Source organism: Marinobacter sp. H13, from assembly GCF_059072335.1.
In genome coordinates this window covers 167,174-187,526 of record NZ_JCACRU010000009.1, presented here as the reverse complement: position 1 = coordinate 187,526, position 20,353 = coordinate 167,174, and the positions used below count along the sequence as shown (strand labels likewise).

Sequence of the window (20,353 nt, the reverse complement as noted above, 5' to 3'; positions counted from 1 at the left end):
GAAAGGTGGGTCAATTTTATTGGCCAAAGGTGGGTCAAAATAAATGGCCATTGACACTTTTATTTTCGGCCCTCAATTTACGGACCTTCGAAATCAGGTCGAGTATGAGGAAGCGGTGAGTTTTATTGCTTACCTCATCAACCCAATCGTACTCGCCCGAGGGCGTGGTCTGTGCTTTGATCGCTTTCTTTTTCTGGTCTCCAAGCGCCTGCCAAGCCTCAATGACCGCTCTATAATGTTCTCCGGTTTTGTTTCGGATGGTCTGCTCGCTAGGAGCGCCACGACTGGCCCCAAGCTTCGCAATCGTTGAGATTCTGAAATCAACCGAGCCTGACTCATGATGTTCCTTGCAAACGGCGTGAAGGGCCTCCAGGGACTTCCTGGAACGAGAATTTTTCAGTTGGCCCAGTATGGCCTCGTAGACTTCGTTCGGTTCACTCATTGCAGCTCTCGATTTCTAGCGGGAATTTCAAAGACCCGTTCATGGCTGACTCGATCTCTTGGCGCACATCACCTAGCTGTAGTGGTTCGGCGAGATCTTCCAAGGTGATTTGCCCATTGATCAACTGGTCAGCGACGTGCCAGTTATTCTGTGTCACTTGCATAATCAGCCGGACGACCTGATTGGCAGCTTTGAGCTGCTGATCCTCGGTCAACCGAAATATCGCGGGTGCAATCCCATTGGTGTCCGCCAATTTGTCGAGCATCTGACTGAGCAGGGGGCGTGCTCTGGAGGCACTGGCGCTCTCGTAAATCTCAGCGTTGGCACAGACCTCAGCGAGCAACCGAAATTCGCTGCTTTGCTCCTCCAAATGCATCTCCATTTCCACGTAATTGCCGCTGACGATCAGCTGGTGCTGGCCTGTCTCGGAGGTCTTCAGCAGTTCGGTAGATTGAGAAATCAGGCGGTATAAGTGCTGGAGATCCGTGAGAAGCATGTCGAGCTTTTTGGCTTTTTCCTCATACGCCGAGGTGATCTTTTTCAGCGTTCGCTCTTTACCAAAAAACTGTCCCGAAGACTCGGCATCGTACCGCTCGTCATCGAGCGTCTGCCTTTTTTCTTCGAGTTCGTGGTATTCATTGCGGGTGACATTGATTTCCAGAATGATTTCGTTGGCAATGGCCGACAAACCGCCCAGAAACGCCGGGCCGGTAATGAAGAAGCGGCACTGGGGACAATTTCGAGTCCCAAGGTAGCCATTGGGCACGGGCGCGTACTGTGCTTCAACCTTCCGCTCAACCAGTGCCATGCCACCTTCGTCACACTTGTTGCCGCTCATGGGGCAGATTCCGAAACTCATAAGTTGGAAGGCTCCAGAGGGCCAATTAGGTGTCAGACACTGATCCATGATGCTTCGGTCTGTGGCGATTAATTCCGGACGCGCCTCTTCGATTTTCTTCTGGAGGATGAGGTCTTCGTAACGATAATGACTCTGCTCAAGTGCCCGTTTTTCAGCCGCCGCCATCTCCAGCCGCATTTTGCTGGCTCCTACCTTTGTGTAGTAAATCGTCATCACCAGAGAGGAATGACCAACCAGCTTTGAAATCACGGCTATGGGCGCTCTGCCGTCGACAATGTAGGCAGTGATAAGGCTGACGCGGAGAGCATGAGGTGTAAATTGGCTCTTGTAATCCACGCTGCTCTTTTTTTCGATTTTCTCAGCGAGGTCCGCGCCTGGCCTCTGACTATGGAACAACAGAGCAGGCAGGGTTCGTGTAAACGCGGTTGTCGTACGCATGGGCGACGCCTTCTCATCACAGGCGTGTGAGGCCGGGTCGCGGAACAGGAACGATTGTTTACCGCGCCTTTTGAGGATGTCTTTGTGTATCCTTTGCTGCGGGTTGATTTGCGTCCACAGTGTCAGTTCTTCGATTGGGTTGTATTTGGATTGCCACTCCCGAAGCTGGATAATCCAATACGCCAGATCTTCCGGCATGAACGGAATATCGTAGCCGCCCAATTTCTTTCCGGTTTTGTTCGTCGTGATGTAGGCGCTCAACTCACCGTCATTGTTCCCTTTCTGAATAAAGCCCTTATTCCGCTTTCGGGTCGCAAGCGGACTTGGATTTTCGATCCAGTGAACCTTCCCATCACGCCATAACGGAACGAATTCATCTCCCTCTCCGCTGTCGAGCCAACAGATTTGCTGTCCTCGCAACGGAATGGATAGCAATGTGTAGTTTGCGACAATTTTTACGGGCGACCATAACTCGTGCATCTCTTCAAAATAGCGCTTGCGACCTCGCTTCCGCTCTTTTTTGACCACTCGATAAATGCAGTTTGGGTCATTGTCATCAATTAACTGTGGATCAACCCCGAACCAGCAGTCTTCGAGGAAGGGATGCAATTGATAGAGATCGCGAAACGACGTCGCCTCTAGCGGAATCAGATGCTGCTTGGCTCGTACAATGGCATCCATGGGCAATGGAGGCTTGTCTGATTCACTGCGCTTGTAACTGGGTAACTGATCTAACAAACCCTTGAGAACGGTTCTAAGAGGATTGCGGTAGCCGGGCAGAACTATCAACTCACCGTTCTCGTCCTCGTCAGAGCAATAAGTCTCCAAAATCCACTCGAAAAAAGCGGAACAGGCGTTATGCCGTGGTTTTTTTACAGTATCTGCGGTGACATTTATGAAGTTTTCGTACGCTCGCTCATCAAACGGGATATCCCTTGACAGCATGGCTCCCGGGTCGTCAACCAAGCCCAGCTTGTCCACGTAAAATCTAAGGAGTGCTCTCAAATGTGAGTATTTGTTGGATTGGCCTGTACCAGCCTCTACATAACACTGAATGGCTTTCCAAAACTCGGGGTATTTGCTGGTCAGTTCTCGATTAATGGCGTTTTCGTTGCCCAGGAAGTGAGGCCAAGATATCCAATGTTCGGAATAAGTTTTATTCGGCTGCGATGGCAACTTCGGGTCTTTTTCGTAGCCCCTGAAGTATTCCGCACCTGTTTTTAACCCCAAGCATTGAGCGGCTTCGGACGCCTCGGCGAGCGTCGCGTACCTCTTAACGGGGCGCTCAATGCCAAGGTAGCTGTACCAATCATCCCAATCTTCGGCATAGAAGTCGAAGGGACTTACTGTCAGCTTCGGGTCTTGTTTGTAGCCCTCGTAGAATTCCTTCTGTGTTTTGAATCCCAAGCGCTGGGCTGCTTCGGACGCCTCGGCGAGCGTCGCGTACTTTTCTTTGGGACGCTCATTGCCAAGAAAACTGTACCAATCAGCCCAATTTCTGCGATACATTCCGTCGGGATGGCGTGGCAGCTTCGGGTCTTGTTTGTAGCCCTTAAAGTATTCTGTGGACGTTTTGAATCCCAAGCGCTGAGCGGCTTCGGACGCCTCGGCGAGCGTTGCGTACTTCCCATCGGGGCGTCCAGTGCCAAGGAAGTTGTACCAACTACTCCAATCTTCGGCATAAAAGTCGTTGGGAGAACCTGGCAGCTTCGGGTCTTTTTGGTAGTCCTCATAGTATTCCGCCTGTGTTTTTAACCCCAAGCGTTGAGCGGCTTCGGACGCCTCGGCGACAGTGGCGTGCTTCTCACTGGGGCGTTCAGTGCCAAGGAAGCTATACCAATCATCCCAATCTTCGGCATAGAAAACAGAGGGTTGTGATGGCAGCTTCGGGTCTTTTTGGTAGTCCTCATAGTATTCCTGCTGCGTTTTGAACCCCAGGCGCTGAGCGGCTTCGGACGCCTCGGCAAGCGCCGCGTACCTCTCGGGGCGCTCAACGCCAAGAAAGCTATACCAATCATCCCACTCTCCGGCATAACTTCGTTGGGGATTCGATGGCAACTTCGGGTCTTTTTGGTAGCCCTCATGGTATTCGGTGCGTGTTTTGAAGCCCAATCGCTGAGCGACTTCGGACGCCTCGGCGAGCGTCACGTATTTTTCTCTAGGGCGCTCATTGCGAAGGAAGTTGGGCCAATCAGCCCAATCTTCGGCATAGTGTTTGTCGGGAGCTGCTGGCAGCTTCAGGTCTTTTTTGTAGCCCTTGTTGTATTCATCTCTTATTTCGAATCCCAAGCGTTGAGCGGCCTCGGACGCCTCGGCGACAGTGGCGTACTTCTCACCGGGGTGTTCAGTGCCAAGGAAGCTATACCAATCATCCCAATCTCCGGCATAGAGTTGGTTGGGATTTGCTGGCAGCTTCGGATCTTGTTTGTAGCCCTTCTTGTATTCCGGCTGCGTTTTGAATTCCAAGCGCTGAGCGGCTTCTGAGGCTTCGGCGAGCGTGGCGTACTTAGTTGCCATGAGTGAGTCCTTTCTTGATTGGAGAAATTAAGCCGTGCTCGGGCGACAATCTGCTCAAATGCGCACGCATCTGCTTATCAGTGAGTTCGGTGTAGACCTGCTGACTTTCTATCGATTTATGGTGTAGGGCGTTTTTAATGATCAGAGAATCAGCGTTTGCATCAGCCAGAGCTTGCCCATACGAGTGTCGGTGGGCGTGTGCTGTCGTTCCCGCTTCTTTTGAAAACGGTAAACCAATTCTCTCAACGGCTCTTTTAAGCGATTGGTTATAGCCTTTGATTGAGTGCGGAGCGCCTGATTGCGTCGTGAATGCAAACGGATGTTTACCGCCATCGGGGTATCGCTGGTAGGTCAGGTAAAGCCGCCAAAGGTCGTTAAAGGTTTCACCAGCACTTCTTGGAAACCACCAAACCTGAAGAAAGTGGCGACTTTCATTGTCCTCTTTGGGCGCTTTCCAACCTGCATGCAGCGTATGGGATTTCGAATATTCAAATCGCGGTTGCATCCCATACTTGTTGAGCAACTCTTCGCGCCTGCTGGGGCCGTTTGGACGGGGCCGCCCTTTATCGGGATGAAAAATTTTGACCAGTGCGGTTCCGTCCTCCCACGGCACGACATCTTCTACCCAAAGGTGAAAGCACTCGCTGAGCCTGAGTCCGCCGTAATGCATCAGCATGGTAATGAGCACATTCTTCAGGTCCAGGCGCTCATAAACTACGTCGCTCGTTTCAAAGCCATATCGCGTAAGGCCATTCCACAAGAGGTCGTCAATTCGTCCAGGAGGAAAGCTTTTCTTACCCTCATTGCCGTTAGAACGCGACACCGTCCTGGGCATAACCTTCCGGAAATAAGCAGGGGCTGGTTTGTTAGCCCAAAGGTGGGAAAGAAAAGCCCGCCGTTTCTTTTGGTAGAAGGCTGCGAGGCCCATCCACTCCTCGTAACGAGTCGGTTTCACCGTTGGGTTTATCTGAAGCTTTTTCTCTTCATACTGCTCAGAGAGCCAGTCTGTGTATTGTGTTATCAGGCTGATTAGAAAGTTCGCGTCCTTATCCTCGCGTGGTTTCCACCGCAGCCAACTCGGATCGCTACCGTCCTCGCCAATCGTTCCGGTGTAGAGGCTGTTTGAAAACTCCTGAAACAGTTGGTGAGGAGTTTCAAAGCAGTCTTTATTCTGATTCGTGTAATCGATGAGGAGTCGAACCGCAAACGCGCTCCTGTCTTTCCAGCTCCGAGATTTGTATCGATGAACGATCAAATAATCCAAATAACTTTTCAGCAAACCATCTTGGGTGACGATCACCGGAAGACTTATCTTCGTCCCCGTGTTGTCTACTTTGATATTTGCCTCTATGCAGACGCTGTTCAGCACGCAATTTCCAATTGGTAAAATAGTATGTTCGTAATTCCACTATATATGCATGTATGCTCAAGAAAAACCAGATTTCGATTTCTGGCATAGGTTTTTGATGCTTTTTAGGATATTTTTTCTATTCCACTAAGGAGCAAAGGTGCAAGACCGCCGAACGAGTGGCTCCCCCCCACTGGCCAATGCGGCTATGTCGCACGCTTTGTGCGGATCTTAAAAGGCTATGACCTGAAGCCCTCTTCGTCCGAGTCCCATTGGATACGATCGTTTTTAGATGCTTGTCGCGGATGACCGGTTGCGCCATGGCGGCTCGATGGACCTTGAAATGGCGCAATTCTTGAAACATCCGATCACCTGCTCGACAGTTATACCCTGGAATACGCAACCGTATCTTTCGAGGTTGATTGCCCCAGAATAGCTTTGGTGTGATGCTTTGGTCTTTCCTGGCTGCCAAGGATTCTCTTGGCAGCTCAATAAGGAACCTCACACAGTGCACGCAGACATGACTCCATAACGAGGTATTTTTCAGCAATGAACCATGCCCACGGTGAAACAACAATCGAGCAGCATCGTGCCGGACTAAAGGCGGCCATTCGAATTTTGCAGGCGTGGGGTATTGAGGGCCCCGATCAAGCCCGTATTTTAAACATTGATCAAGCTCTCGTTGACGCCCCTGAAACCCTCGATAAAACGGATCAGAGTCAATTGACGACTATTTCCTACCTTCTCAATATTCACGCCTCCCTAAAAGAGCTCTTCCAGAACCCGGAAAACCACAGCGGTTTTATGATGTCTATCAATCAAAACCAACCCTACTACGGCCAGAGACCGTTAGATTTCGTTTTGACCGGTAAACTCGAAGCCATCAAGGAAGTGTTCGAGAGCCTGGAGTTATTGAAGTATGGACAATGACAAAGACCGAGTTATTCGTTCTGTAGGCGAGGAGCTCGGCATCGCTGGCGACAAGTTGGTCGAAATCGCTTCTTCAAACCGCTATCCCGGAGAAGATGTCGCACAACTGTTCCAGGAACTCCGTCATAGCATGATCGCAGCTATTGGCGACGACCGGGAAAATCTTGCTCATTGGCTGGAGACGCCCAACGCAGCGCTGAAAGGAAGACCGATTGATCAATTGACCAGTGTCCAAGGTTTTCAGCGCGTCATCGAGTATCTTAATATCGCCTCGTTCAAATGGCGATAAGTCAGGAGGGCTGCCTCACAATTACGGGAGCTCAGGAGCCCGGCAGGCCAAATACTTGGATTTCTCATGGATAGTCCGAACGCACCGCTTCTGCACCCAAAGGGAGCCAGCATCGCCCCTCCATGACGCGAACAAATATTCCTGGACAGCATTTCCAAGCGTTAGCAAGTCATCTTGGCGAGAACCGGCTTAAGCCATACCCATGGTGATTTTCTCCTTCTATATATGAGCAGCAGCTCTTGGCGCAGGCCCAAATGACTCTGCTTGAACTCTTTCGGGGAGAAAATTACGGACATATGGTGCAAAGCTGGGTCTATATGTGAGCAGATTGCCCTCGGCATTTTCGCTATAGCCAACATTGAAAGGGCGCGGTGGTTTTCTGCGTCTATATCTGAAAAGACTGAACCCCCGGACCTTTCAATGACCTACAGACCTTTCTCTAATCTCTTTGTCCGCTGATGCGGCCGATTACTACGAATTGAGGCTGGTAGGATGGCTGAGCGACATTTGGTCTGCTTACACCATTCCGTGAGTAGCGGGTCGATCTGCTTACACCACAATAATCCTCGTAAACAGAGGGAATATCGGGCCGCCGGCGAGCAAATCAGTCTGCTCACACCATTTTGAGAAACGGAAAGGCTGCTGCTTATACCACCGGCATACCCAGCTTTCATGCTGCTTACACCATCTGAAACAGATATCGCGGAGCTTACACCATGCGATTTAAGTTGGGAGGCCAGCCACAACCAGCATGCGTTCTAACTTTAGGCTCTCGAACCGTAATATATGCTGGATCAGATGGTAGTCGCCTAGACCCGGGGCGAAAGCAAAGCTTCAATGCCCTAAAAAACATAAAATGTGAGCATTAGACGAAAAACCAATTCATTTCTGGGTGCGTTCTGTAAGTGGTGGTAGGACACCACTTTCCCGCAGCTCGCTCTCCAGCTCTTTCAGGGCCGACACCACCCCAGCATTCTTTTTAATCGCTTGATAACTCAAGCCCAGGAGTTTCTTGATCTCCTGCTTGTTCAGACCGCCCGTGGGGGCGTAAACGATGTTGAGGAAATCATCGTCGCTCATGGAAGCAGCCCAAGCCCTGAACTTTTCCAAATACTCCCTGCCTTTTCCCTACTCATATTCCTCCTTAAAAGGCATTTTAAGGGACGACACAACTAAACCCAACAACCACCCCCCCTTAAACCAACAAGGCGCTCAGAGAGCCTCTCAGGGCCTCACTGCGAACCAAAAATCAATCTCAACGGGTACTCATCGGATTAAATTCAATCTTGAATTTGGTCGAGGACAGAGCCCCTTCATAAAGTTTTGGATTAAAGGGCCCTTTTTCTACCATTTTTAGAATTCGATCTTTCTCGTCAGAATCTGCGTTGACCCCAAAGTAGAGTCCAGTCATAGCCTCAGGATGCAGTGGTATCGAGTCTCCGTTACTCGGAATCACCTCAGCTCCCGGGAAAAAAATATGTCGAAATTCCTCCTCATACCCCCACGCTTCCGACTTGATTAAACCTGGACGCATGTTTCTCTCATCTTCTTCAGGCGGATAGGTAATCTGGGGATATTCTTTCTGGTACTTAACCTTTCGTGCACCGCTGATCGGCCAAACTGTGGCATCGAACTCAATACAAATCCCAGTATGTAGGGCTCCATAGTGCGTCCACATAGGGAGATTGTTATTGGATGCAGTAAAACTATACATTCGCATCTCGGCAAATGACTCAAGCCCGCTTTGATGCAGAAGTTGAGAAAGAAGTGTCGGATTTTTAATGCACCCCACTATCCTAGCCATAGCCTCATCCGCATGCATTCCGTGTTTCAGAAGTACCCTGTGAAGATGGCTCAATAATATATCTCGCTCCGCCTGGTTCGCGGGCTCCTTGTAGTGCGGCTTACATTCAAATGGGTCATTGAGGCCTTCTGGTGCAGAGTGAAAAAGCAAACCATGAACAAACAAGTGTTCCAGGCGACAATCTTTAACGCCTGCGATAGGCCGCAGATGAAAGAGACGGTCCTTACCAGCCTGTTCGGGGTAAGGGTGATATGCTTCAAATTGTTTCCATGTAATAGACTCAGGCAAGTTCACGTCCGACAGGCATAGCGTTCTTCATTTTCACCCCAAAAGGCGTCCCACCTGGCCAGACCAATTTACACCGAGAAGGGATACTTGATAGGCCCATGATGTTGGTAGCCGGTTACTTCAAAATCATCAACGGTCACCCACGTCTCAATGTCTTCAAGAGTCTTGATGTCCGGATTGATATGGAATTGAGGCGATGGAAAAGGCTCGCGCTTCAGCTGAACATCGCGCATGAGCTCTAACTGGTCTTCATAGATGTGCGCGTTAACAATCTTGTGAAATGCCTTGCCTGGTTTATTACCTGTGATTTGCGCTATTAACGCCAAAAGGCAGAATACCTGAACCTGATTGAAGTTAAGGCCCAGCGGCACATCACACGATCGCTGTGTTGATGTTAAATAGAGCCTATCCCCGAGCAAAGAAAAATTGTGTGTATGCATGCATGGGCGCAGGCATCCAAGATGGAATTCGCCGGGGTTATAAAATGTGACGATTTCCCCCCTATCATCGATCCCTTTTGACAAGTCATCGACAACCTTTTTTAACTGATCTATGTGCTTGCCATCCGGGGTCTGCCAGCTTCGCCCCTGCACGCCGTAAACCCGGCCCATATCATCCTCACCCTTACGAGCTGGATTATTTAGCCAAGCCTCATTTTCGTTGGCATTCGCATTCCACGTATTACAGCCGATGGCTCGAAATTGAGCTGCGTTATCATAACCTCTGAGATAACCCAGCAGTTCAGCAACAGCGCCCTTCCAGAAACTCTTTCTAGTCGTAATCAGCGGGAACAGATTGCTAGCGACATCATATTCCATGTCTGCGTTTATCACGGTTAAGCAACGCTTGCCGGTGCGTCTATTTTCAACCCACACACCGTCGTCAATGATTCGTTGGCATAGGTCCAAATACTGTCTCATTTCTCTCTCACCGTATTCAAAAGGTCGCGGACTCGCTCGTACTCATCTCTCAAGTTCTGCAGCTCTTGCTCTAAGGTCTTCACTTTCGCTTTTAGGCTTTCTTTCGATTTTGCTAAAAACGTAACGCTTTCACTCGCACCTTCGTACATGCCTTTCATACCTTTATATTCTTTATACCAATAGAGGATCTCTTGATGTGACTTTTCAAGCCTTTCAGCAAGAACATCGACGGGCTTAGGCTCATTCTGATCTGCCCTTTTCTCGACCGCCGACTTTCGATCTAACTTAATCGCGTTTAGCCGATCCAAGGGCCACTCTCGGTTCCTGATGGTATTTCGATGTACTTTTGCTCTTTTCGCCAATTCAGTAATGGTCGCTTTAACTTTCGAATCGGACGCAATTTCCAAAAGAGCCTCGTTGATCCGCTCAGTGACATCCTCAAAGTCTTCCTGGTTCCGCTGATCGAATGGTAATTCGGTCATTCAAAATGCCCCTAAAGACTGTAAAACCATTCGAGCTTCATTGGCTGCCTCCAGAGCGTGTTCTGTGGAGACATCTTCACTTCCACTTTCAACGACTCTCATGTTCTCGAAATACACCTCACGCCACTTCGGAATGTGCGCCTCCGTGACGACAGCATTTGAGCATCGGACGGGATTGCATCGAAGCCCGCCAATACAAGGAAGGCTTTCATCGAAATCTTCGGTTTTACCCCCGTAACACATCCCGGTCCCAACGTTTGCGATTGCCATACCTTGCTCTGCCATAGCCTCAAAAATCTCCTCTTTAGTGAAGCCAGATGCCTGGTAGCCCTCAAAAACTCTTCTCATTCTATTTTTGTGGTCTTCACCATTTACTCCTGCATAGGCTGCATCCGGATCGAAAGCGGCTCGCACAGCATCAACTTCTGCCTTGTGGCGAAGATTTCTCGCCCTCCCAGATCCACTCAACTGCTCGCCGATCTCACCGTAGCTCAGGGTGTTTACGGAAAAGCCTTTATTCGATGCTGTACTAAACGCACCCACGAGATTCCCGAAATGCTTGAGCTGGTGACTGATAAACGGAAGTCCTAAGTCGGCCCTGAAAAGCTGGTATGCAAGAGTGTGTCGCAGAAGATAGGGGTAGACCTCAATCTCTTCATAGTCCTCGGGAACAATTTGCTGAAAATGCAGCTGTAGTGGGGTTTTCAGTCCGTTTGCAGAGTAATGAGATGGCTCGTCACCGAAAGCTGTTGTCCTGTCTTTTGAAAGCAGATAGGGATTTACTCTGATGCGTGAAATGACCTTCGCCGCGTTTAAGGCATCAACCATTGCGGGTATGCAAACCCATTTATCGTCGAACAGCGATCGTTCATACTCTTGGTGTTTTTTTACATGCGACACGATGCAAGGAACGCCGAAGGACTCTTCAAGAGGCTTGTCCAATCTAATTCCGAATAGCTCCGATGGACGCATCCCCGTGTATTGAGCAACGATGTAGAGCGCTGATCGATAGACCAGAGCCAGATAGTCTTGAACGGTAAGCGCCGTTAAATCGACCCACTTGCCCTAATCGTATTGAGCCACTTTTTTCAAAGCCGGCAACTCGGCATTCCAGGGCAGCAAGGCTTCAAGCTTCTCCAGTGTATCGGCCCCAGCAATGCGCTCCAGCACATGGTGGATATAAGCGGAGGGCTCCAGGCCATTGGCCTTGGCGGTTTCTATGAGCGAATAGCAGGTGGCGCTGGCTTTCGCCCCTTGTGAGGTATCGGCGAAGAGCCAGGCCTTTCTGCCGAGGGCAAACGGGCGAATAGCGTTCTCGGCACCGGCATTGCTGATGTTCAGGTCACCGCGTTCGCAGTAACCAACCAGAGTGTCCCACTGGTTCAGGGTGTAGTCCATGGCCTTACGGGTGAGCAGGCCTTTCATCACCTGGGGGGCATTTTTCTCCAGCCAGGCTTTGAAGGTGTTGAGCAATGGCAGACTCTTTTCCTGACGTAACTGATAGCGCTCTTCATCGCTCAGATCTCGGGCGGCCTTTTCAATGGCGTACAGTTTGCGGATGTGGCTCAGGGCCACATCCGCTTTTGAGGGTGGGCCTTTTTTGCCTTTGGCCGGCGCAGCCCGGGCCGCTTCCACGTATTTACGTCTCGCGTGGTCCCAACATCCGATTCGGGTCAGCTTGTTCGCGGCACAGACCTGACCGTAGCCGGAATAGCCATCGGCTTGCAGAATGCCCTGGAAGTCATCCAGCAGGCGCACCGGCACTTTGCCACCTCGCGATGGGTCGTACTCGAACAGAACAGAGGGTTGTCCCGGTGGGCCACCCCGGGTGACCCACATCCATTTGTCGGAGTGAACCGATTTGCCGTCTTCCTTGAGCACCTGGATCCGGGTTTCATCGGCTTGCAGGTAATCACTGCCGTTCTGGGTTTCCCGCATCAGGTTGATCAGCGGTTGGAAGACGTCATTCAACCGGATGATCCAGTGAGCCATGCTGGTGCGACTCACTTCATGCCCCAGGCGCTGGAACATCTGTTCCTGCCGGTACAACGGCAGGCCGTCGGCATACTTGGAGGTAATGAGGCAGGCCAGCAGTGATGGGGTGGCGATGCACTTACCCAGCGGGTGTGCTGGCCGAGCAGCCGCAACAATCCGTTCTTCGCCGTCCTGCTCGAACACCGCCTTTTCCTGCCAGTACTCCAGCACTTTCAGTTGGGCCGGGATATATTCAAGCTCTTCTTTCACCTTGGTGAAGAAGGTCTTGGTGGCACCGGCTTTCTCTTCGTCGCTGAGGGTCAGTTCAATGCGCTCGCGCAGTAGCGTATCAGAGAAGCCACGCTGACGACGCTTGCGGGAACGACGAGGAGCGTCGGCCTCTTCGACATCCTCGGGCAGCTCCTCGCGCAGTTCATCAATCTCGATTTCCAGCTCCGCTTCATCGAACAGCAGGATCTGGTTGGGCTGCTTTTCACTGCTGGCCGCGAACTGCTGGATCTTCTTGTGACGCAGCAGTTCTTCGAGGATGGCGATATAGTTGTCGCGACGCTGGAGGGTCTCGTCGTGCTGTTTCAGTTGAACTTGTTGGTTCTGGAGGGCGTCTTCTTTAGCGGCCAGCTGTGCTTGCAGATTGCTGATAACAGACATCATTTCAGCGGTGGAGAGACCGCTGAAATCGGGAGTTGAAGAGGCGTTATCAGGCGTTGATTTCATGGCGAAATTATAGCAAAAACAACGTCCTGGCACACCAAAAAAGTGCTACTAAAAGCACTATCCAACGCTCTCATAATGCAGGGTTTTATGGCCTCTCAACAGCGTGATGTCGTAGCCGTCCAGCAGCCAGTTGATCTGCTCACCGGTCAGCGACATCAAGTCATCCGCGGGTCCTGGCCATTTGAACTTTTCTTCAGCCAGAGCTTTGTAATAGAGCACAAAGCCGTTGTCTTCCCACATCAGGCATTTGATCTTGTTCCGCTGCCGGTTGGTGAAGGCATAAAGCGCTCCAGAGAACGGGCTGTGCCCCAGTTCCTGTTCCACCAACAGGGCTAGGCCGTTGGCCTGCTTGCGGAAGTCGATCGGCTTTCGGTACAGATAGATCTCCGGCAGATCCCAGGAGGGACGCAGATAGCGGTGACGCATCACATCTGCCTCAGCACCGCGCCCAGCAACTCAATGTTGCCAGCGTGCAGGCCGGTGATTGATACGCCGCCGGGCAGTGACACGGTCAGACCGGCTCCGGCATTCGCAACCGGTGCCACGCGGGCGAATCCGGATCGAGTTTGAACCGGCTTGCTGGGCTCCTCGCGGCCAGTCAGCTTCTGCCGCCAGTAGACAAACCGGTGGTAAACAAGGGACTCTTGTTTGCAGTAGGCGGCACCGGACAGGCCCGAGGCCTGCCAGTCCGATAGCGTCTGTTGCCAGAACTGATGTAAATCAGGGGTGGTCATCGGATTCCTCCTTCATTTGAAAGCAGGAATCAGTGTGGCGAAATTCAGTTGCCAGCCACAGGTGCGGATTTATTGGCGCTTACCTTGAACGAGAGCGGATCCATTTCTAGCTTCGAAACGCTGGTTTAAAGCCCCGCGCATCGCTACAACTTGCTGACCTTTAGTCAACAAGTTTGAAACATCGTTTAGATACTTAAGTGCTTCATCGTAGGGATAACCTCGGCCTAACAACCTATTCATTGCGTAGGTATCTATGACACCCCAATCAACATCTAGCAACCCCAGATCTTCAACTTCGAACGGAAAATTCTGCCTCATCTTTAGTGCAGTTTTGTCTGTAACTTCGACTCCAAGCTTCGTCAGAAAATCAGTAATAACATAGCCCGAAATTGCAGATACTTTTTCAAAGACTTCACCTGGTAAAACCTTGTCGCGGTCTCGCTTCGTAGACTCAGAAACTACTGCTTTTGTCTGGGCTAACCTGGGTAGAACGAGCTTTTTAGCAAAAACATATTCGCGAATACGCTTAGCATGAAAAAAACCAAAAGCTCGCTCAATCAGAGCTGCAGTTTGGCTTGTGATCTCAAAACCCTCGGAATACTCAACAAAGTGAGTCCTTTTCAGATTCTGCAACGATTGGAAGTTATCGTTCACAACATCAGCACCAAAAGCATCAATCAAAGAAGAAAAGATGTGATCAAGATACCTAAGGGCAGCCTTGAACATGCTCGTGAGGGACTGAATTTTGAACGTTGTGTTCTTTTTCTCAATCCTTTGGAGTTCAGAGCGTGGAAGCAGAGAGACCATCAAAATAACCATTTTTAACTCAAAAATGATGGGCTCAGGAATGTTTGGGTAATCATCAAAATTGAACTTAAACCTATCCTTTGATATTGATTTTGCGGACTTTTCTTGGGCTTCCTCGAAATGCCAAACTTTGTCTGAAAAAATTGAGGAACGAGATACTTTCAGGTTCAATATCTCAAGTAGAGCCTTGACCTCTTTCGATTCCGAAGCACTATTAGCCTTCTGTCCCTTCAAACTCAGCATGAGGAGCGCAGAGGATATTTGGCGGTACTGCCTTAAACTTTCAAATACATTCCCAATATTCATACAGCCGCCCCATCTATCATCACCGCAGAATCAATGTACCTGGAGAGCCGTTCGGCCTTTTCCAATTCGCTTTTCTGGAACTCCGACTCGTATCCCAGAATCAGTTCTAGGATTTCAATATTCTCACGAATGACTGAGCCGTATGGCGTTGCTGCAACGCTTCCGTTTTCCCAAGCAACTCGGTAGTCGCGCAGCAAGGCAAAAAGATCTGGAAGGTGGGAAGTAGTGATGATCACATTTTCACAACTCAAGCACTTGTTAAAGTTCGAGCATGCACCACCATCATAACTAGCTGAATTTTTTATGAATTCCGGCGGATTAAAGATATTCGCACACCCTCCCAAAGGAGTCTTAAAAATAACCTCCCCATGAGCCTTTTCTCTCTCAGGCAATTTAGCCTTCTCCCGAGGAACCCAGGCGTTGCTATAAATCATCTCCAGCTTTTCGAGAATCGTTCGGCGAGACTGTTTATTGAAATCCATTCGATCCAAGTAGCTGAGAGTAGTTTTAATCGAAGAGTGCCCCATCATTAATTGAATTTCGCGCACAGACACTCCTGCTTCAATCATCTCGCTGACCATAGAGGCTCGGAAGCGCGTAGCAACAATTGAAACCATCTCGCCCGTATCAGAGTCTGTGAGCTCACTGATATTTCTCTTTTCGAAAATTTTTCGATACTCGTCGTAGCTAGAGGAGTAGAAACGAAGCACCGTGCCAAGGGCCTGTGGCGGTCTTGCTTCGGCTATAAACAATATTTTTTTGTTCTCGTGATCTTCAGGCAGGCTATCTCTCAGATTTTTTGTGAGAGCTTTTACTCTTTCAATAATTTCAGAAATTTTGGATGCTTGAGACGCTGAGAGCCACGTTATCTCAGAGCGAAAGATATCAAGGTGCATTTCCTTCGCTCCACTGCTCCGTTCTTTCCAATAACGCAAGCATGGCTTCAGTGTCGCCGGATGCTTTGGCTCGAATGAATCGACCTCTAAGTCCAAAGCGGACATGGGGTTCATGCCTGTGACTTGGACTAGGCGCATGTAAAAAGCAAAAATATCTTCTCGGTACGGATTCCTTGGAACTCCCCAGGAGTCGTAAAGCTGCGACAAAGTCATTTGCTCATCAGAATAACGCCACCGGTATTGCTCAAAGCCTGACCGGAAAAGCTTCTCGTTTGATTGGGCCTCACTCCCTACAAGTTCACTTAGACGGAATGGCTTACTCTCAAGTTTGTGATCGAAAAACCAACGCAAGTTTTCTTTCGTGCAAAGGCTTCCGTCGATCTGGAGTCCACTTTTCGTTTCAACCACAAAGGTTTGACCACTCTGTGTGGGTTCGTAAACGCTAGAATATTGCTCCCATACTCGCCGCATATCTTTTTCCAAGGCATCGGCGATAACTTCGCGTTCCGATCGAGAGTAAGGCTGGTATTTCTCAGTTGTCCTCCCCTTCACCTTGAAGCCAGAAGCTTTTATAAAATCGAAATGTTCCGCCCCGACCAGCTCAGAGAAGCGTTGAAGCGACATCAGAAGATTCGAAACTTGTGTCGAGCCGTAGGTTGGAGAGATGTCTTTTGCAGCAATTAAATCTTCCAGATAGGCTCGAAACTTCACTGCAAGATAATCACTCAATACCTCTCGGATAGTTTCAGAGCCATCCATACCTTGAGATCTCAAGAAGCTTTCTACGAACTGCGCGGTTGTCCTGTATTGTTCTATCGCTGACAAAGACGATACACCTCGCGCACCAAGTGCGAACAAGAAATAAACCGAATCAAAAGGCTTTTTGCAAAGAGACTCGAACTCGGAAACTGAAGAGATATCGATGCCATCCCTAGTTTCCTTAAAAGTATTATTTGCTGACTCAGAACGCGGTTTTCTATTTGAGGCTGTTAATATTTCATCGCAAAGACCAGCCTTTTTGAGCTCACTAACAACTTCCGGCGCAAACACACTGTGAAAATACTCGTATGAAACCCTTGACGATCGGTTAAAGGCAGACTTTGTGAAAATCGTTGGAAATTCGTACTCAGGAAACTCGTGGATAAATCTCGTAACCTGAATTTTTCTCCCGTGCATTGGGATTCTTTCTAGCAGGACCGGATTCTTTTTAGCCCTCAATAAAAATAGCTTAAGTTTGTTTATATGATTCATATTCTGAGCAGTGGCACCCTGGGTAATTAGGCCTTCAGAGCGCATCATCTCAAGAATTTGATTCAATTCGCCCTGACAGATGCTGGGCAATACCCGGACAGCTTGCCTGCGCGAAAGACCAATCTTGACCCCTAAATCCCCACTGCTAACAATCGGAACTTCCGTATTCCCCCGGTCGGTCAACTTCACCTGGTAGAGCATGCCAGGATCTTTGGAGGCTTCTCCTATCCACTCCTGAACAAGCCTTCGGCATAAGTCCTTATTTTTGCGGCTCTTCAATTCCATCACTTCCTGTCCCCCGGCTTGATTCTGAGCTTGGTCTGTTCAACAACCTTTTCCATCTTGTCGATTTTGGTCCTCAGCGCGCCGAGTTCAGAATCTGCAATGGAGTTGTATATGTCGTGGGGAATGCTTGTATAACGCTCAGTGGTCGTAATCGAAGAATGACCAAGCGTCTTCTGGACATTCACCAAGCGATCAAGAAAATCCTCACCAAGATCGGGGTCTTCCAACGTCAAATAAGCTGATGCGTGTCGGAAAAGATGTGCATGGATCGTTTTCGAAATACGCCCCTTTTTAAGAGCTTTGTCTGAGCGCCGCTCTATCATTTTCGCCAAGGAGTCTTCGTTGTAAGGGTTGCCTTCCGTGTTTAGGAAGGCAGGAAAATTGTTTCGATTACGGTATTTCTGCTGATACCGTTTATATAGTGGAGTCGAGTGGTACGAAGCGATTCTCCTCAAAGTCGCCGTCGTAACTACGGCAAACCGCTCTTTCACCGCGCCCCCCCGGCCCTTTGCGCCACGTATGAGCACGGGCGCATAGCCAGGACAAACAGGCACATCAACTTTCTCTGAGTTCACAAAGGCCGAGTTCGTAAATCTTATAGCCTTTTGGATGTCCCCAAAGGTAATTCGCTCTACCTCGCTAATTCTGACACCAGCGTCGTACATAAACTGGAGAAGCAACCGATCTCTCTCGTAGCGACATTCATACATCAGCGCGAGGAGATCAATTAAAGAAGCACTGACAACCTGCTTCTTATGTGGTTGAGCGCTAATGTATTTTTTGGGGAAAGGGCTCTTTTCCAGTACAGAATCTTGCCGTTCATTGTCAGAAAGAAAATCATATAGAGACCGCACTGAACTTTCGCGATTTCGGATCGTTGATCGATCTAACAACCCCGAATCCTGCTGTCTGATGATCCAGTCCTCAAGAACCGACCGATTTACTCGGAGAAGAATTTCATCAGGAGTTAATCCGACGTATTCGGGCCTCTCAATCAAAAATTTGAGGAAATAGATCGTATTTCGCCCGTAAGTCTCGGCGGATTTATATGAGATTTCCTGTAGATCAAGAAGCGTAGACAACCAATTGGAAGGATACCTAACAACTTTTTCATCATCATCCAAAACCAGAGCACCTGAGACGGTCTGCGAACCTAGACTCAATCCATCGATCTGACTTTTAGATAAATTTTGTTTGTTAGCAATGAATATCTGCACAAGCTCCCCCATCTTAACAAAGATGATAGCTACGCGTTGTGCAAAATACAATTGTCGGAAATAAACAGGAGTGGATTTGGTGAGCGTTACGCAGCTACCATATATTGTGCATCTTTCTCTTGTTCGTCTAAATAGATCATGTCGACGGTGGTGGAAAGATCCTCAACGCTCTTGGCTTTCGCCTTGGCGCCTTTGGCCCGGCTGTGGTCATCACACTGGATTCCAGCTGAGAAAATGGAGATCGGGTCGCCCTCATCCGCCAGCTTGCGCAGCATGCGCGGGTCCAGTTGGTAAATGTCCTCGTTCATCAGGATTCTGGGGGTGCCGTTCCTCAGGGTATTGAGGGCATTGATTTCCGAGAGGGACCGGCCGGCAGTCACATCCCGGGCTTCGTCCGGGCGATACTCGATCACGGCGTCCACCTTCATGCCAACCGACTCCATTGCGTGAATGTCGACACCACCGGTCATGGCCGCCAGCGCATTGAGCGGGTTGTGACCGGAGAGGCGGCGAATAATCGCAGCGGTCCTATTGGGGATGGGACTGATTTTGATGTCGCCGTGGCGCATTTTCACATGGAATCTCTCGCAGGCCGGCGGAAAGGTCCGCATCAACTGCTTATTGGCAAATTCCATGACAGCCTCAAATGGCTTGTTTGTCCGGGCCCGGTTGTAGCGGCGACTATAGATCTTGTGGTCCCCCTGGTCGCTTGGGCGCACGATAAAGCCACCATCAAGCGATGGGGTGGTGATAATGCGCTGTCCCTCATCAAAGCCCATCAGAGGGAGGAAGTTGGACGATACCCGTACCTTCGGGGTGCTCCGTCCTGAAACCATGTTCATCTTCAGGTTCTTGGTGACCACACTGGGAACGTGAAAGTCTGCGATTGCGTGCGTATGCATGTTCTCTCCTGCCTGTCCTAACCTAGTCTTGCCTTGAAGAGCTATCAGAAAACAACGATTACGCTGCTTTTTGATAGCTCTCCATGCCTGACCGCTTCACGCGCTTGCGGTCGTATTTGTTCTTGTCCTTGACCACGCGCATCCGATACTTCGGGCTGCGCAGATCCCGCTTTACAGCGGATTCTTGGGTGGCGGTTTTTTGCTTGGCCATGACGTCCTCCTTTGGGTTGTGGCTTCAGCGATTCATGTGATTATTCTACCAGAATGCGTACACCATGCAAGGTGTATAAATAGGGAATTTCACGGCGGCAGCCGTGGCGTAGCCAACCGGCCTTTGTGCACACGAAAAGGGGCGAAGCCCCAGGCTGGCGGAACGCCAGGCATGGGGAGGACCGGGTTATGCGGCCCTTGAGATGGTTTTGAGAGGAAATTCGACCGGATGGTCCCGCATATCCCGAATAACCAGATTGGTGATCTCCGGAAACGGCGGGGTGTTCTCGTCTGCCTCAATGACAGCGGTACGGCGTTCGGCATCCTCCATAGGCTGGGGGATCTTGAACGCCACTGCTTGGTCATACTGCAGAGAAACAACTTCGTCACGGCTGAACTGGATGATGGCCGTCTCTCCGAAGAACGCCAGCTCCTGCATGTTTCGATCGGCCTGGCCGTTGATCAGCCAGCTAAAACGCTGGCGCTCGTTCACGCGCTGCAAGACGCTTCGAATCCCAAGCAGGCAGCCGTTGCGGCGGTAGCACGGGACGATGATGGTCTTGCCGGTGGCCGATTTGAACTGGAATGCGTTTTCGTACGAGCCGGTGCAGCTGACCAGTTGCTGGCGCCGGCCGATCTTGGTTAGAAGCAGATTGGCTGCTTCCATCACTCGCGCTGACTCGAGTCCGAGCTTTTGTCCTGACATGAGAATCTCCTGC

General features: G+C 50.0%; 19 protein-coding genes. 2 read left to right on the top strand and 17 right to left on the bottom strand.

Annotation, left to right across the window (positions count from 1 at the left end):
• Positions 1 to 34 precede the first annotated feature (34 nt).
• From gmtX to gmtY, 3 genes are read right to left on the bottom strand one after another with little or no spacing between them, the layout of a single operon-like run.
• Positions 35 to 442, bottom strand: a complete 408-nt coding sequence (gmtX, locus tag AC5JQH_RS22390) for a gamma-mobile-trio protein GmtX (RefSeq protein ID WP_493806086.1) — start codon at positions 440 to 442, stop codon at positions 35 to 37.
• Positions 435 to 4,256 carry a gamma-mobile-trio integrase GmtZ gene (gene gmtZ / locus AC5JQH_RS22385; protein WP_011783464.1) on the bottom strand — a complete coding sequence of 1,274 codons (3,822 nt, stop codon included), beginning with the start codon at positions 4,254 to 4,256 and terminating at the stop codon, positions 435 to 437. The genes gmtX and gmtZ overlap by 8 nt, the downstream gene beginning before the upstream one ends.
• Complete coding sequence (gmtY, locus tag AC5JQH_RS22380) at positions 4,246 to 5,625, bottom strand: gamma-mobile-trio recombinase GmtY (protein ID WP_114435623.1); 1,380 nt, start codon at positions 5,623 to 5,625, stop codon at positions 4,246 to 4,248. The genes gmtZ and gmtY overlap by 11 nt, the downstream gene beginning before the upstream one ends.
• A 528-nt stretch (positions 5,626 to 6,153) precedes the next feature.
• Here gmtY and AC5JQH_RS22375 point away from each other — a divergent pair.
• Both AC5JQH_RS22375 and AC5JQH_RS22370 read left to right on the top strand, forming a co-directional pair.
• Positions 6,154 to 6,534 carry a hypothetical protein gene (locus tag AC5JQH_RS22375; RefSeq protein WP_493806085.1) on the top strand — a complete coding sequence of 127 codons (381 nt, stop codon included), beginning with the start codon at positions 6,154 to 6,156 and terminating at the stop codon, positions 6,532 to 6,534.
• The gene (locus AC5JQH_RS22370) at positions 6,524 to 6,823 is read left to right on the top strand and encodes an MbcA/ParS/Xre antitoxin family protein (protein WP_493806084.1); all 300 of its coding nucleotides are present in this window, start codon (positions 6,524 to 6,526) and stop codon (positions 6,821 to 6,823) included. Before AC5JQH_RS22375 ends, AC5JQH_RS22370 begins: the two co-directional genes overlap by 11 nt.
• An 882-nt stretch (positions 6,824 to 7,705) precedes the next feature.
• Here the strand turns inward: AC5JQH_RS22370 and AC5JQH_RS22365 are convergent.
• The 14 genes from AC5JQH_RS22365 to AC5JQH_RS22300 form a co-directional block, all read right to left on the bottom strand.
• Positions 7,706 to 7,933 carry a VPA1267 family protein gene (locus tag AC5JQH_RS22365; protein WP_493806083.1) on the bottom strand — a complete coding sequence of 76 codons (228 nt, stop codon included), beginning with the start codon at positions 7,931 to 7,933 and terminating at the stop codon, positions 7,706 to 7,708.
• A 145-nt stretch (positions 7,934 to 8,078) separates the two neighbouring features.
• Positions 8,079 to 8,915 carry a DUF2971 domain-containing protein gene (locus AC5JQH_RS22360; protein ID WP_493806082.1) on the bottom strand — a complete coding sequence of 279 codons (837 nt, stop codon included), beginning with the start codon at positions 8,913 to 8,915 and terminating at the stop codon, positions 8,079 to 8,081.
• A gap of 68 nt (positions 8,916 to 8,983) precedes the next feature.
• On the bottom strand, positions 8,984 to 9,835 hold the full coding sequence (locus AC5JQH_RS22355; RefSeq protein WP_493806081.1) for a thymidylate synthase: 852 nt from the start codon (positions 9,833 to 9,835) through the stop codon (positions 8,984 to 8,986).
• Positions 9,832 to 10,317, bottom strand: a complete 486-nt coding sequence (locus tag AC5JQH_RS22350) for a hypothetical protein (RefSeq protein WP_493806080.1) — start codon at positions 10,315 to 10,317, stop codon at positions 9,832 to 9,834. Before AC5JQH_RS22350 ends, AC5JQH_RS22355 begins: the two co-directional genes overlap by 4 nt.
• A complete protein-coding gene (locus tag AC5JQH_RS22345; protein WP_493806079.1) occupies positions 10,318 to 11,259 on the bottom strand; it encodes a hypothetical protein in 942 nt (313 codons plus the stop codon).
• A 123-nt stretch (positions 11,260 to 11,382) separates the two neighbouring features.
• Complete coding sequence (gene tnpC / locus AC5JQH_RS22340) at positions 11,383 to 13,026, bottom strand: IS66 family transposase (protein WP_248185957.1); 1,644 nt, start codon at positions 13,024 to 13,026, stop codon at positions 11,383 to 11,385.
• Positions 13,027 to 13,083: 57 nt separating this feature from the next.
• Complete coding sequence (gene tnpB / locus AC5JQH_RS22335; RefSeq protein ID WP_008169629.1) at positions 13,084 to 13,452, bottom strand: IS66 family insertion sequence element accessory protein TnpB; 369 nt, start codon at positions 13,450 to 13,452, stop codon at positions 13,084 to 13,086.
• Positions 13,452 to 13,760 (bottom strand): IS66 family insertion sequence element accessory protein TnpA, encoded by a 309-nt coding sequence (tnpA, locus tag AC5JQH_RS22330; RefSeq protein WP_008169631.1) that lies wholly within the window; start codon positions 13,758 to 13,760, stop codon positions 13,452 to 13,454. Before tnpA ends, tnpB begins: the two co-directional genes overlap by 1 nt.
• Before the next feature lie 69 nt (positions 13,761 to 13,829).
• On the bottom strand, positions 13,830 to 14,873 hold the full coding sequence (locus AC5JQH_RS22325) for a hypothetical protein (protein ID WP_493806078.1): 1,044 nt from the start codon (positions 14,871 to 14,873) through the stop codon (positions 13,830 to 13,832).
• Positions 14,870 to 17,305, bottom strand: coding sequence for a site-specific integrase (locus AC5JQH_RS22320; protein ID WP_493806077.1), 2,436 nt, complete (start codon positions 17,303 to 17,305; stop codon positions 14,870 to 14,872). The genes AC5JQH_RS22325 and AC5JQH_RS22320 overlap by 4 nt, the downstream gene beginning before the upstream one ends.
• Complete coding sequence (locus tag AC5JQH_RS22315; RefSeq protein WP_493806076.1) at positions 17,305 to 18,522, bottom strand: tyrosine-type recombinase/integrase; 1,218 nt, start codon at positions 18,520 to 18,522, stop codon at positions 17,305 to 17,307. The genes AC5JQH_RS22320 and AC5JQH_RS22315 overlap by 1 nt, the downstream gene beginning before the upstream one ends.
• Before the next feature lie 86 nt (positions 18,523 to 18,608).
• Positions 18,609 to 19,424, bottom strand: coding sequence for a hypothetical protein (locus tag AC5JQH_RS22310; RefSeq protein WP_493806075.1), 816 nt, complete (start codon positions 19,422 to 19,424; stop codon positions 18,609 to 18,611).
• 58 nt (positions 19,425 to 19,482) lie between these two features.
• Positions 19,483 to 19,635 (bottom strand): hypothetical protein, encoded by a 153-nt coding sequence (locus AC5JQH_RS22305; protein ID WP_493806074.1) that lies wholly within the window; start codon positions 19,633 to 19,635, stop codon positions 19,483 to 19,485.
• A gap of 186 nt (positions 19,636 to 19,821) precedes the next feature.
• Positions 19,822 to 20,340 (bottom strand): hypothetical protein, encoded by a 519-nt coding sequence (locus AC5JQH_RS22300; protein ID WP_136630297.1) that lies wholly within the window; start codon positions 20,338 to 20,340, stop codon positions 19,822 to 19,824.
• Between the last annotated feature and the right edge of the window lie 13 nt (positions 20,341 to 20,353).

What these genes read in the sequence shown, in the direction of transcription:
- gmtX (WP_493806086.1), bottom strand. Translation starts at nt 442, where the DNA reads ATGAGTGAACCGAACGAAGTCTACGAGGCCATACTGGGCCAACTGAAA.
- gmtZ (WP_011783464.1), bottom strand. Translation starts at nt 4,256, where the DNA reads ATGGCAACTAAGTACGCCACGCTCGCCGAAGCCTCAGAAGCCGCTCAG.
- AC5JQH_RS22375 (WP_493806085.1), top strand. Translation starts at nt 6,154, where the DNA reads ATGAACCATGCCCACGGTGAAACAACAATCGAGCAGCATCGTGCCGGA.
- AC5JQH_RS22370 (WP_493806084.1), top strand. Translation starts at nt 6,524, where the DNA reads ATGGACAATGACAAAGACCGAGTTATTCGTTCTGTAGGCGAGGAGCTC.
- AC5JQH_RS22355 (WP_493806081.1), bottom strand. Translation starts at nt 9,835, where the DNA reads ATGAGACAGTATTTGGACCTATGCCAACGAATCATTGACGACGGTGTG.
- AC5JQH_RS22350 (WP_493806080.1), bottom strand. Translation starts at nt 10,317, where the DNA reads ATGACCGAATTACCATTCGATCAGCGGAACCAGGAAGACTTTGAGGAT.
- tnpC (WP_248185957.1), bottom strand. Translation starts at nt 13,026, where the DNA reads ATGAAATCAACGCCTGATAACGCCTCTTCAACTCCCGATTTCAGCGGT.
- tnpB (WP_008169629.1), bottom strand. Translation starts at nt 13,452, where the DNA reads ATGCGTCACCGCTATCTGCGTCCCTCCTGGGATCTGCCGGAGATCTAT.
- tnpA (WP_008169631.1), bottom strand. Translation starts at nt 13,760, where the DNA reads ATGACCACCCCTGATTTACATCAGTTCTGGCAACAGACGCTATCGGAC.
- AC5JQH_RS22325 (WP_493806078.1), bottom strand. Translation starts at nt 14,873, where the DNA reads ATGAATATTGGGAATGTATTTGAAAGTTTAAGGCAGTACCGCCAAATA.
- AC5JQH_RS22320 (WP_493806077.1), bottom strand. Translation starts at nt 17,305, where the DNA reads ATGGAATTGAAGAGCCGCAAAAATAAGGACTTATGCCGAAGGCTTGTT.
- AC5JQH_RS22310 (WP_493806075.1), bottom strand. Translation starts at nt 19,424, where the DNA reads ATGCATACGCACGCAATCGCAGACTTTCACGTTCCCAGTGTGGTCACC.
- AC5JQH_RS22305 (WP_493806074.1), bottom strand. Translation starts at nt 19,635, where the DNA reads ATGGCCAAGCAAAAAACCGCCACCCAAGAATCCGCTGTAAAGCGGGAT.
- AC5JQH_RS22300 (WP_136630297.1), bottom strand. Translation starts at nt 20,340, where the DNA reads ATGTCAGGACAAAAGCTCGGACTCGAGTCAGCGCGAGTGATGGAAGCA.